General features: G+C 71.6%; 11 protein-coding genes. 5 read left to right on the top strand and 6 right to left on the bottom strand.

Annotated features, from left to right (window positions below; all coding sequences use genetic code 11):
* Positions 1-64: 64 nt before the first annotated feature.
* The 4 genes from AB0912_RS18145 to AB0912_RS18160 all read right to left on the bottom strand — a co-directional run bounded on the left by AB0912_RS18145 (position 65) and on the right by AB0912_RS18160 (position 4,867).
* Complete coding sequence (locus AB0912_RS18145) at positions 65-2,194, bottom strand: ABC transporter ATP-binding protein (RefSeq protein WP_366700738.1); 2,130 nt, start codon at positions 2,192-2,194, stop codon at positions 65-67.
* Positions 2,191-3,099, bottom strand: coding sequence for an ABC transporter permease (locus AB0912_RS18150; protein ID WP_366700820.1), 909 nt, complete (start codon positions 3,097-3,099; stop codon positions 2,191-2,193). The genes AB0912_RS18145 and AB0912_RS18150 overlap by 4 nt, the downstream gene beginning before the upstream one ends.
* 37 nt (positions 3,100-3,136) lie before the next feature.
* Positions 3,137-4,120, bottom strand: a complete 984-nt coding sequence (locus tag AB0912_RS18155; RefSeq protein WP_366700822.1) for an ABC transporter permease — start codon at positions 4,118-4,120, stop codon at positions 3,137-3,139.
* A 258-nt stretch (positions 4,121-4,378) separates the two neighbouring features.
* Positions 4,379-4,867, bottom strand: coding sequence for a carbonic anhydrase (locus AB0912_RS18160; RefSeq protein WP_366700740.1), 489 nt, complete (start codon positions 4,865-4,867; stop codon positions 4,379-4,381).
* 793 nt (positions 4,868-5,660) lie between these two features.
* Between AB0912_RS18160 and AB0912_RS18165 the strand changes: the two genes are divergently transcribed.
* The 4 genes from AB0912_RS18165 (at position 5,661) to AB0912_RS18180 (ending at position 9,654) form a co-directional block, all read left to right on the top strand.
* On the top strand, positions 5,661-6,449 hold the full coding sequence (locus AB0912_RS18165) for an ABC transporter permease (RefSeq protein WP_366700824.1): 789 nt from the start codon (positions 5,661-5,663) through the stop codon (positions 6,447-6,449).
* A 277-nt stretch (positions 6,450-6,726) separates the two neighbouring features.
* Positions 6,727-7,740, top strand: a complete 1,014-nt coding sequence (locus tag AB0912_RS18170; RefSeq protein ID WP_366700826.1) for an ABC transporter substrate-binding protein — start codon at positions 6,727-6,729, stop codon at positions 7,738-7,740.
* Positions 7,727-8,560, top strand: coding sequence for an ABC transporter ATP-binding protein (locus AB0912_RS18175; RefSeq protein ID WP_366700742.1), 834 nt, complete (start codon positions 7,727-7,729; stop codon positions 8,558-8,560). The genes AB0912_RS18170 and AB0912_RS18175 overlap by 14 nt, the downstream gene beginning before the upstream one ends.
* Positions 8,561-8,742: 182 nt before the next feature.
* Complete coding sequence (locus tag AB0912_RS18180) at positions 8,743-9,654, top strand: TauD/TfdA family dioxygenase (protein WP_366700744.1); 912 nt, start codon at positions 8,743-8,745, stop codon at positions 9,652-9,654.
* Between the two features lie 405 nt (positions 9,655-10,059).
* Here AB0912_RS18180 and AB0912_RS18185 read toward each other — a convergent pair whose 3' ends face one another.
* Positions 10,060-10,617 carry a TetR/AcrR family transcriptional regulator gene (locus tag AB0912_RS18185; RefSeq protein ID WP_366700746.1) on the bottom strand — a complete coding sequence of 186 codons (558 nt, stop codon included), beginning with the start codon at positions 10,615-10,617 and terminating at the stop codon, positions 10,060-10,062.
* 77 nt (positions 10,618-10,694) lie between these two features.
* On the opposite strand from AB0912_RS18185, the gene AB0912_RS18190 reads away from it, so the two are divergent.
* Complete coding sequence (locus AB0912_RS18190; protein ID WP_366700748.1) at positions 10,695-11,972, top strand: MFS transporter; 1,278 nt, start codon at positions 10,695-10,697, stop codon at positions 11,970-11,972.
* 180 nt (positions 11,973-12,152) lie between these two features.
* Here the strand turns inward: AB0912_RS18190 and AB0912_RS18195 are convergent, their stop codons facing one another.
* Positions 12,153-12,362, bottom strand: a complete 210-nt coding sequence (locus AB0912_RS18195) for a hypothetical protein (RefSeq protein ID WP_366700750.1) — start codon at positions 12,360-12,362, stop codon at positions 12,153-12,155.
* Positions 12,363-12,375: the final 13 nt, after the last annotated feature.

Genomic DNA, 12,375 nt, shown 5'->3' on the forward strand with positions numbered 1-12,375 from the left:
CTTCGTGGTCGGGAAAGGGCGTGCGGACAGGGGAAGGTGTGCTTGCCCGGACGGGGCGGGCCGCTCAGACGCCGTGACAGGCGTACTGGTGGCCGGACTGGCCGGACTGGCCGGACTGAGCGGACTGACCGGACTGACCGGACTGGCCATTCACCGGCTTTGGCAACGGCCGTTCCGTGCGGCAGCGTTGACGTACGCCGTCGCCGGAGAGCCGGTACAGCGGACAGCGGTCGACGAAGACACAACCGGCGGGCAAACGAGCGGCGTTCGGCTGTTCACCCGCCAACACGACCCGCTCACGGGTGCGTTCGCGCTCCGGGTCGGGCACCGGGATCGCCGACAGCAGCGCGCGGGTGTACGGGTGCCGCGGATCGGAGAAGATCGCCTCGGTCTCGCCGGTCTCGACGATGTGGCCCAGGTACATCACCGCGATCCGGTCGGAGATGTACCGGACCACTCCCAGATCGTGGGCGACCACGAGGTAGGCCAGGCCGAGTTCACGCTTCAGCCGCGCCAGCAGGTTGATGACCCCGGCCTGCACCGACACGTCCAGCGCGGAGAGCGGTTCGTCGAGGGCGAGGAGTCTCGGCTCCGTGGCCAGGGCACGGGCGATGCCCACCCGTTGCCGCTGCCCGCCGGACAGGGCGGCCGGGAAACGGTCGCTCACCGCCTCGTCCAGACCGACGAGACGCAGCAGCTCGCGGACGCGCGGGCCGATCGAGGCGCGGTCCCGCCCGACGGCCCGCAGGGGTTCGGCGAGCAACTGGAAGACGGGCAGCCGCGGATCCAGCGACCCGAGCGGGTCCTGCATCACGATCTGCACGTCCTGCCGCAACTCCCGTACCCGGGACGCTGATTCGAGCGCGCCGACATCGGTGCCGGCGATCTCGATCCGGCCGCCCTCGGGCCGCCGGAGCCGGAGGATCTCCAGCAGGGTCGTCGTCTTGCCGCTGCCGGACTCACCGACCAGGGCGAGGGTCTCCCCGGCACGCAGCTCGAAACCGACCTGGTTGACCGCGTGCAGCGTTCCGACGCGCCGCTTGAGGAGGGCACCCTTGGTGACCGGGAAGGTCTTGACGAGATCCTCGACCCGGAGCACGACCTCACCGGCCCCCGGACGGTCCGCGTCCGCCGGTTCCTCGACGGCGCCGGCGCCGCCCGTCGGATCGAGGGTGCCGCCGGCGATCTCCGCGGCACGCCGACAGGCCACGTGCCCGTGCCCGGCGACCGGCAGCAGCTCCGGTTCCCCGGAGTGGCACGCGTCGACGGCGACAGCGCACCGGGGCGCGAAGGCGCAGCCGTCCGGGAGACCCACCAGCGCGGGCGGCTCCCCGCCGATGGGGACCAGTGGCCGGCGCTCCCCGCCGTCCACGGTCGGCACCGCCGCCAGCAGCCGCGCGGTGTAGGGCATCGTCGGGCGGCGGAACAGCTCCCTCACGCCCGCGTGCTCCACGAAACGGCCCGCGTACATCACCGCGACATCGTCCGCGTGACCGGCGACGACCCCGAGGTCGTGGGTGATCAGCACGAGCCCGGCACCGGTCTCCCGCTGTGCCAGACGCAGCACGTCGAGGATCTGCGCCTGCACGGTCACGTCGAGCGCCGTGGTCGGCTCGTCGGCCACGAGCACGGACGGCTTGTTGGCGATCGCCATGGCGATGACCACGCGCTGCCGCATCCCGCCGGAGAACTCGTGCGGGAAGGACGCGGCCCGGCCGCGCGCGTCGGGGATGCCGACGAGGTCGAGCAGTTCCACCGCCTGCTCCCACGCCGCCCGCTTCGTCAGGTTCTGGTGGACCCGCAGCGCGTCGGACAGGAGCCGGCCCACGGAGTAGATGGGGGTGAGCGCGGACAGGGGGTCCTGGAACACCATGCCGATGGAGTCGCCCCGTACCTGTGACAACGCCCGGTCGTCGAGGCCCACCAGGTCGCGTCCGCCCAGCAGCACCTGCCCGCTCAGCTTGGCCGAGGGCGGCAGCAGGCCCATGACGCCCATCGCCGTCGCGGACTTGCCCGAGCCGGACTCGCCCACGACGCACAGCGTCCGGCCGGGCAGCAGGTCGAAGCTCACGCCGCGCACCGCCTCGACGGTCCCGGCCTCGGAGGGGAAGGAGATCCGCAGGTCCCTTACGGAGAGCACGGGGCCGGCGCCGGCGGGAGGCACCGGGTCGAGCAGCGGGGTCGCGAGGGTCATCGTCGGCCTCCTGCCGAGCCGGTCACCGAGGTGGGGTCGAGGGCGTCGCGCAGACCGTCGCCGATGAACGTCATCGACACGGTGAGCAGGACGACCAGCCCCGCCGGGAAGGCGAAGAGCCAGGGCGCGCTGGTGACGGTGCTCGCGCCGTCGGCGAGCATCGTGCCGAGCGACACGTCCGGGGTCTGGACACCGAACCCGAGGAACGACAGGGCGGTTTCGCTCAGCACGGTCGCGACGACACCGAGGGTCAGGTTCACGATCAGCAGTGAGCCCAGGTTCGGGATGATGTGGCGCACGATGATGCGCGCCGGGCCGACGCCCATGAACTCGGCGGCCGTCACGTAGTCCCGCTCGCGCAGCGAGGTCGACACCGACCAGATCACCCGTGCCGTCGACATCCAGCCGAACACGGTCAGCACGACGATGAGGACCCGCCAGTCACCGGCCAGTCGGTGCGAGACCAGGGCGAGGATGAGGAACGACGGCACGATCAGCAGGAAGTGGATGACGGCGAGCGTCACCCGCTCGACCCGGCCCCCGAAGTACGCGGCACCGGAGCCGATGACGGCGGCCACGATGATCGTGAGCACGGAGACGCTCACGGCGATCGTCAGGGAGCGCCGCAGGCCGTGCACGGCGCACGCGTAGATGTCGTTGCCGCCCTGGTTGGTGCCGAACCAGTGCTGGGCGCTGGGTGGTTGGGTGAGCGCGGTGAAGTCGGCGTCGGTGTGGGCGTACGGGGTGAACAGACCGCCCAGGGCGCCGAACAGCACCAGCAGGACGAGGATCACCACTCCGGCGACCGCGAGCCGGTTGCGCAGAAACCGCCGCGTGTAGAGCCGGCTCAGACCGAGGTCCGTCCGCCCGCGAGCGGAGGAGACGCCAACAGGCTTGCCCGGCAGGCGAGGCGACGCGGCGTTCGTCGTGTCGGTGGTCACCTCAGCTCACCCGCACTCTCGGGTCGAGGAAGACGGTGGCGATGTCCGCGAGGATCGCGCCGATCGCGGTGAGGGCCGCGGCGAAGGCGGCGGTCGCCACCGTGCCGTGCACGTCGTTCTTGCTGATCGTCTGGATGAAGTAGCGGCCCATGCCGTTCCAGCCGAAGATCGACTCGGTGATGATGGCGCCCGTGAAGATGGCGGGAACGCTGAACGCCACGGAGGCCGCCGTCGGGATGAGCGCGGTCCGCAGGGCGTGCCGGCGGATCGCCTGGCCGCGTGTGAGGCCGGTGGCCTGCGCGGTGCGCACGAAGTCGGCGTTGATCGTGTCCAGCAGCAGGGAGCGCTGCGTCAGGTGGTAGCCGACGTAGCCCATCAAGGTCAGCGTCAGGGTCGGCAGGATCAGATGCAGGAGGCGGTCGCCGATCGTCGGCAAGAGCCCTTGGACGTCAGGGGAGTTCTCGCCCGCCACGTAGAGGAAGTGCAGTCCGGCGTGCTGGTTCAGCCAGATCGCGACGAACACGACGGCGAGCGCGGCGACGGACGTCGGGACGTTGAACACCGCGATCGACACCGCCTGCGAGACCCGGTCCGCCCAGCCGTACTGGCGTGCGGCGGTGTAGACCCCGAGCGCCACACCGATCACGACGGACAGGACGGTCGCGACGACGACCAGCTCCGCGCTGACGAGGGACCGGTAGCCCACCTCGCCGTTGACCGAGACGCCGGTGGGGGACTTCCCCCAGTCGAAGTGCAGGGTCACCGAGGTGAGCCAGTCCCACCACCGGTGCACCAGGGGGACCCGCGGGTCCAGGTTGTAGGGCGCGAGGGCGCGGTCGATCTGGGCCTCGGTGCGGACGGGCCGCAGCTCCTTGAAGTTCGACCGCGGGTCGAGAAACCAACTGGCCAGGAAGTAGGTCGCGTTGGTGGCGACCACGATCATCAGGAGCCAGCCGGCCGCTTTGCGCGTCACATAGCGCAGCACGGACGGCACCCCCTCACCACACACGGGAGGTGCGCCTGGGCAGCGCCGGAGAGACAAGACGAAGGCATGCGTGGTGAGGCTTTCTGCGGGTACGGATCGGAGCCCCGAGCGGGCGGGCTTCAGCTTGGTCCGTACTTTGAGACGACCACCAGGTTTTCCCAGGTCCTGCCATGAGGCCGTCATGTTGCCGTAGCAAACAATCCGGCGTACGTCGCAATCCGGAAGATCTTGACGCGTCCGGCTGTCACACGGGCGGGTTCACAGGACTTCGGTGAGCCTGCCGGTCGCCACGTCGAAGACGAAGCCCCGGACCGCGTCCTTGTGCGCGATGAACGGGTCGGCCTTGATCCGGGCGATCGACTGGCGGACGTCCGCGTCCAGGTCGTCGAAGGCCTCGGGCGCCCAGGGCGGCCGGATACCGGTGTCCTTCTGGACCGTGTCCTTGAAGGCGTCGTCGGTGAAGGTCAGCATGCCGCAGTCGGTGTGGTGGATGAGGATGATCTCCTCGGTGCCCAGGAGGCGTTGGCTGATGGCGAGGGAGCGGATCTCGTCGGCCGTGATCACCCCTCCGGCGTTGCGGATGACATGGGCCTCGCCGTCCCGGAGGCCGAGGACGTCGTACACGTTCAGCCGGGCGTCCATGCAGGCCACGACGGCGAGTTGCCTGGAGGGCGGCAGGGGCAGCGGGCCCGAGAAGGTCTCGGCGTAGCGCGCGTTGTTGGCGAGCAGCTCATCGGTCACGGACATGACGGACCTCGGTTCTGGTGATGATGCGGACCGGGTGGCCGCGCGGGAGCGGCGGCCATGGTGGAGTGGCGGCCACCGTGGAGAGGCGGAGCCGGGAGAGGAAGGGAGCGCAGGGGCCGGAAGGGGTGAATCCGCGGCGCCGGGGCTGTCCGGGCCGTGGGGGTGCGGTCAGGCTCCCCTGCGACACAGCCCGTCGTAGAGATCATCACGACGCGAGGGCCAGAAGCCCGTCAGCGTGGTGGCGAAGGTCGGCATCACTCCAGTGAACTCCCCGGCGGCCACATCGGCAATGCGATGCGTGTTCGGCCGACGCCCGGTGTGCCGTGAGGGTCCGGGGGCGGACGAGTTCTGGCGCTGAGGCGTGTCCGGAGGGATGTGGCGTGTTCCCGGGGGCCGTGGCGTGTTCCAGAGGGTGGACAGCTCCTGGTGCGGTGTGGTCCCCCTGCTGTACAACTTTCCTCGTGATCCACGAAACGTTGGTACGCCGCCTGGTCATCGACCTGTGCCGCTGTACCGCGTCGTGTTGTTGATCCTCCACCCCTGAGGCGCCCCTGAGGTCCCGCAGCGGTCGCGGGCGTGTCCTGTCCCCGGACGCCTCCGCCCTCTTCCTCGCTGCCAGGGCACACCTCCGGTCCCGCCTTGCCGCCCGCGCCCGTTGCCGCGCGGGTCTGTCCGTCATCCCTTACGAGGCCCGTGGAGGCCCTCCGTGTCCACAGCACCCGCTGTGCCCGACATCCTGCGCGACCAAGCCGACGACGAACCGCCCGGCCCGGGCCCCTCCGTCCGCTCGCGGCTGCTGACCTGGTCCCGTCGACTCGCCCTGCCCCTCGGCTCTCTCCTGCTGTTCCTTCTCGGCTGGCAGGCGGTCGCCGCCAGCGGCGCCTGGAGCGAGACGCTCGTGCCGCCGCCCGCCAAGGTGTGGGACGCGTTCATCGACGTGTCCACGACGCACGACGGAGTGCGCGGATACAACGGCACCTACCTGGTGGAGCACCTGGGCATCAGCCTGCGGCGCATCGCGTTCGGCGCCGGTATCGGCATCGTGCTCGGGGTGCTCTTCGGGCTGGTCATGGGCACGGTCGGCTGGGTGCGTTCGCTGCTGGAGCCGTGGATCACCTTCCTGCGGACGCTGCCGCCGCTGGCCTACTTCTCCCTCCTGATCGTCTGGCTCGGCATCAACGAGGAACCGAAGATCACGCTGCTGGCCGTGGCCGCCTTCCCGCCGGTCGCGGTCGCCACCACCACGGCCGTCGCCGCGGCGCCCCGCCACCTCAGGGAGGCGGCCCGCGCGCTCGGTGCCTCCCGCCGGGACGTCGTCAGGGACGTGGTGCTGCCCTCGGCACTCCCGGAGATCTTCACCGGTGTCCGGCTGGCCGTCGGCGTCGCGTACTCCTCGCTCGTCGCCGCCGAACTCGTCAACGGCCTGCCCGGCATCGGAGGCATGGTCAAGGACGCCGCCAACTACAACAACACGCCCGTCGTGCTGGTCGGGATCGCGGCCATCGGCATTTCCGGTCTGGTCATCGACGGACTGCTGCTGTGGCTCGAACGCACCGTCGTGCCCTGGCGCGGCCACGCCTGACCTTGGCCGCGCACCAGCCCGTCCGACCAACGAGACCCCGCGCACCAGCCCGGCCCGACCAACGAGACCCCGCCCTCCCCGCGTCCGCTTCACCGCTCGTCCACCCGCCAACTCGCCCACCCGTCAATTCGCCCACTCGTCTCCTCCACCACCCGCCCCCTCCATCCGCTCCCGCCGCCCGAGCGGCACCGTCCCTTCCCAGAAACGGCATCTCATGAGTTCTCCGGCGTCCAGAGCCCTCTCCGGTCCCTTCACGGGTCGCCCGACCCGTCGTGCCCTGCTCGCCGCCGCGCTCGGCGCGGCCTCCGTCGCCGTCACCGGCTGCTCCTCCGACGACGGGGGGTCCTCGGGCGGTACCAAGAAGCTGCGCATCGGCTACTTCGCCTTCCCGAGCGGCGACCTGCTGGTCAAGAACCAGAAGCTGCTGGAGAAGGCGCTGCCGGACCACAAGATCAGCTGGATCAAGTTCGACTCGGGCGCCAGCGTCAACCAGGCGTTCATCGGCGGCTCCCTCGACATCGCGGCCCTCGGGTCGAGCCCGTTCGCGCGCGGCATAGCCGGCTCCTCGCCGATCCCGTACAAGGTCGCGTTCGTCCTGGACGTGGCCGGTGAGAACGAGGCCCTCGTCGCCCGCAAGTCCACCGGCATCACCGATGTCGCCGGGCTCAAGGGGAAGACGATCGCCACCCCGTTCGCCTCCACCTCGCACTACAGCCTGCTGGCCGCGCTGGAGGAGGCCGGCATCAAGGCGTCCGACGTGAAGCTGATCGACCTCCAGCCCCAGCCCATCCTGGCCGCCTGGCAGCGGGGGGACATCGACGCGGCGTACGTCTGGCTGCCGACCCTCGACGAACTCCGCAAGACCGGAACGCAGTTGGTGAGCAGCAAGGAGATCGGCTCGCGCGGGAAGCCCACCCTTGACCTCGCCGTGGTGTCCGACGCGCTCATCGCGAAGGACCCCAAGGTGATCGAGACCTGGCGCCGGGTCGAGGCGGACGGCCTGCGCCGGATCAAGTCCGACCCGGGGGGTTCGGCGAAGGCCATCGCGAACGAACTCGGCATCAGCCTCGCCGACGCCAAGGCACAGCTCACCCAGGGCGTCTTCCTCACCCCGCAGCAGGTCGCGTCGGCCGACTGGCTCGGCACCGAAGGCAACCCCGGCAAGCTGGCCTCGTACCTGACCGATACGGGGGCCTTCCTCGCCGGCCAGAAGCAGATCGACGCCGCTCCGTCCGAGGCCACCGTCCGCAAGGCGCTCTATCTGAAGGGGCTGCCCGATGGCCTCAAGTGAAGTCGGCCGCAAGGAACGGACCGTGACGGTCCGTCCGTCGGGCGCGGACGGAGCGCCGGGTTCGGTGCGGCTGGAGAACGTCACCCACCGCTACGGCCGGGGAGCCGAGACCGTCACCGCCGTAGGGCCGGTCCAACTGGACGTCCCACCGGGGGAGTTCCTCGTCCTCGTCGGCGCGTCCGGCTGCGGGAAGAGCACCCTGCTGCGGCTGATCGCCGGATTCGAGCACCCCACGCAAGGGACGGTGCGGGTCTCCGGGGCGCAGCCCCGGCCCGGACAGGCGGCCGGCGTCGTCTTCCAGCAGCCGCGCCTGTTCCCGTGGCGCACCGTCGGCGGCAACGTCGACCTGGCGCTGCGCTACGCGGGTGTCCCGAAGGCGCAATGGCCGCACCGCCGGGCGGAGTTGCTGGAACGCGTCGGACTCGAAGGCACGGACAAGCGCCGCGTCTGGGAGATCTCCGGCGGCCAGCAGCAACGCGTCGCCATCGCCCGCGCTCTGGCGGCGGAGAACCCGCTCTTCCTCCTCGACGAACCCTTCGCCGCGCTGGACGCGCTCACCCGCGAACGCCTTCAGGACGACGTACGGCGGGTGACGGCCCAGACCGGGCGGACGGCGGTGTTCGTCACCCACTCCGCGGACGAGGCCGTCTTCCTCGGCTCACGGGTGGTGGTGCTCAGCAAGCGACCCGGCACGGTCGTCCTGGACCTGCCGGTGCCCCTGCCGCGTACCGGCGTCGACTCCGAAGACCTGCGTGCCTCGGCCGAGTTCGCCGAACTGCGCGCCCGGATCGCCCACGAGGTGAAGGCCGCCGCCGTATGAGGACCACCGACCGCTCGAACGGGCCGCGGCCCCGATGAACCCCTGGCATCCGAGAAAGACCCTGACCCCCGCGAACACCCCCTGACAGCCCCACAACTGGCCCCCTGACAACCAGCGAACGCCCCGACACCCGATGAACGCCCCCCGGCATCCGGTGAGCACCATGTGAAAGGAGAGACGGAATGACCGTCATCAGCGAGCACACGCACGAGAGCGAGCGGCTCCGAACGCACCGGCCCGGTACCGCCGGCCTGCGGATCGTCCCGCTCGGGCCGAGCTTCGGCGCCGAGGTGTACGACGTCGACCTCGGCCGGCTGGACGACGAGCAGGTCCTCGCGCTGCGGGCGGCCCTCGTGACGTACAAGGTGCTCTTCGTCCCCGGCCAGGACATCGACGACCGGGCACAGATCGACTTCGGCCGGCGCCTCGGCGAGGTGACGGTCGGCCACCCGGTGCACGACTCGGGCGACGTGCCCGAGGAGGTGTACTCCCTCGACAGCCAGGACAACGGGTTCGCCGACGTCTGGCACACCGATGTGACGTTCGTACGCCGGCCGCCGGCGATCTCCGTCCTGCGTGCCGTGGTCCTCCCGCCCTTCGGCGGCGACACGTCATGGGCGGACAGCCAGCTGGCGTACGAGTCGCTGACGCCCGGCCTGCGCGCCCTGATCGACCCGCTCACGGCGGTCCACGACGGCAGCCGCGAGTTCGGGTACTACCTCGCCCAGAAGCGGAAGGGCCGCGGCAACCTGTGGGAGGGGGAGGTGTTCACCGACCTGGTCCCGGTGGAACACCCCGTCGTGCGCGTGCACCCCGAGAGTGGCCGCAAGGGCCTGTTCGTGAACCCCGGGTTCACCTCGCACATCGCGGGCGTCTCCGAGCACGAGAGCCGGGGCATCCTCGACATCCTCTACGCCCACCTCACCAAGCCCGAACACACGGTCCGCCACCGCTGGCAGCCGGGCGACGTGGCGCTCTGGGACAACCGCGCCACCTCGCACTACGCCAACCGCGACTACGGCGACCAGCACCGGGTGATGCACCGCATCACCCTGCGGGGCGATGTGCCCGTGGGCCCCGTGACGGGGGAGTGAACACCACCCTGATGACCGCCGGCCCGCGTCCAGCGGGCCGCGCGGCTCCACCTCGCCGTCCGGTCCGCCGGGGCCCGGACGCACCCCGGGCCGCGCGTCCCACGATGGTGTGACCGGCGCCCGGGGGTCCTGGCGACCGGCGCCCGGGGCCCTGATGATCGGCGCCCGGGATGCTGGTGATCGGCGCCCGCGGTGACGGGCGCCGTCGGCCGCCTTGGTCTGACCTTCAGGACCCCGCACAGGCCCCGGCTTCAGGACCCCGCACAGGCCCCGGCTTCAGGACCCCGCACAGGCCCCGGCTTCAGGACCCCGCGCAGGCCCCGGCTTCAGGACGCCTCACCCATCCCGGCTTCAGGCCGCCTCACCCCCATCCTGGCTTCGGGCCGCCGCACACAGGTCCGAGTGTCAGGACGCCGCCAGGAAGGTGGCCACCAGCCGCCGCGCCCAGTCGGGCGAGGCGGGCTGGGCGCTGAAGATCGCCCGGTAGTACAGCGGGCCGAGCAGGCAGTCCACGGCGCTCTCGACGTCCGGCGCGCTGCCGCCCCGGGAGCGCTCGCGCTCGATGATGGCGCTGAGCTGCTCGTGCCGGTCCGCCGTGCACGCGCAGCCGCCCTCCGGACCGGAACCGATCGTGGCGCGCATCAGCGCGAGCGTGTCCGGGTCGGCGAGGTCGGTGGCCACGTCCTCCATCCACCGCTCCAGGTCCCCGCTGAGCGAACCGGAGTCGGGCACCACCACATCGCCGCTGAACCTGCTGGTCGCCACGTCGTTCAGCAGATGCGCGGCCGAGCCCCAGCGCCGGTAGACGGTCGTGGCGTGCACGCCCGCGCGGGCGGCGACGGCGGGGATCGTCAAGGCCTCGGCGGGCTCCTCGGCGAGAAGTTCCCCGACCGCGCGGTGGACCGCCGCCCGCACCTTCGCCGAGCGACCGCCGGGGCGTACCTGAGCTGAGACATCGACCATGACGGAATTATCGCACTGATCGCTGCGTTAGTGCTAGCGTCGTTAACGCATTGATCGCTGCGTTTGGAGACCTCGTCATGCCTGGTTCCGCCCTGCCCTCCAGCCGGACCGCTCCGCCCTCCGCCGACGCGCCGCCCGGCCGCCGCCGACGTGAACTCGGCCGCCCGGCCGCCTTCGCCGCGCTGGCCCTCGTCTTCGTCCTCTTCATGGCCGCGTCCAGCGCGCCGTCCCCGCTCTACGTCGTCTACCAGCGGCAATGGCACTTCTCCGCGACCACCCTCACCACCGTCTTCGCGGTCTACGTCCTCGGCATGATCGCGGCCCTCCTGGTTCTCGGCGCCCTCTCCGACCACCTCGGCCGGCGCCCGGTCCTGCTGTCCGCCATCGCCCTCGAAGCCGTGTCGATGGTCCTGTTCCTCACCGCGGACGACATCACCCTGCTGATGACCGCGCGACTGGTCCAGGGCGTCGCGACCGGCGCCGCCATGACCGCCCTCGGCGCCGCGCTCGCCGACCTGAACCCCGCCCACGCGCCCCACCGGGCCGGCGTGATCACCGGCGCGGCCCCCACCTTCGGGCTCGGTCTGGGCGCCCTCGGCTGCGGCCTCCTCGTCCAGTACGGGCCGCACCCCACCCGCCTCGTCTACGTGCTGCTCCTGGCCGGCCTCGCCATCGCCGGCGCTGTCCTCCTGGCCCTGCCCGAGACCTCGCTGCGCCGCCCCGGCGCCGCCCGCTCGCTCCAGCCCCGCCTCAGGGTCGCCTCGCACCTGCGCGCCGACCTGCTCGGACTCGTGCCGATCCTCGTCGCGAGCTGGGCGCTCGGCGGCCTGTACCTCTCGCTCGGACCGTCCGTCGCCGCCGGGCTGTTCGGCCTCACCAACCACGTCGTCGGCGGACTGGTCGTCACACTCCTGACCGTCCCGGCGTCCCTGACCGCCCTGACCCTGCGCGGCTGGCCCGTCGGCCGCACCCTCGCCCTCGGCGCCGGCCTGCTGCTGGCCGGCACCGCCGTCGCCCTCTCCGGGGTCGAGGACCACTCCCTCACCCTGGCGGCGCTGGGCACCGTCATCGCCGGCGTCGGATTCGGCGCCTCCGCCCTCGCCAGTTTCGGCACCCTGGCCCGGGTGGCCGCCCCTGCCGAACGCGGCGAACTGCTCTCCGTCGCCTTCGTGATCTCCTACGTGTCCTTCAGTGTCCCCGCCGTGATCGCCGGAATCGCCGTCACCCACACAGGGCTGCACGAGACGTCCGTCGTCTACGCCGCGGCGGTCGCCTTCCTGGCCGCGCTCGCCCTCGTCGCCCAGCGGCTCCGCGCCCAGCGCACCCCCGCCCGGCGCACCTGCCGGCAGGCGTGAACCGTCCAGGAGAGGTAAGGCGCGCGCACGTACCCCCCCGCAGGGCCCCCCGCAGGACCTGCCCCGCATGCCCCCGCCCGCACGAATCAGGGCCCGATGCCCGCGCCTGTCCCACGCCGGCCTGTCCCACGTCCGCGTACCCGACGGCGGCCTGTCCGAGACCTGCCCGCCCGGCGCGCCTCAGGCCGCGTCGGACCGCCGCTCGCCGCGCCCGGCCCGCTCGGTCGCGCCGTTCTCCGCCTTGGCGCCCTTGATCAGACGCAGATGCCGGGTGCGTGCGTGGCGGGCCGGGCGCGCGGGTGCCTCGTGTTCGTTGAGCACCCGGTCCTCAAGGCGGTCCATCGCGTAGAGCAGGGCTCCCTGGGCGGGCAGCAACAGAAGAGCGACCACTATCACCACCATC

It is taken from the genome of Streptomyces sp. NPDC007084 (assembly GCF_040703595.1).
GTDB lineage: Bacteria > Actinomycetota > Actinomycetes > Streptomycetales > Streptomycetaceae > Streptomyces.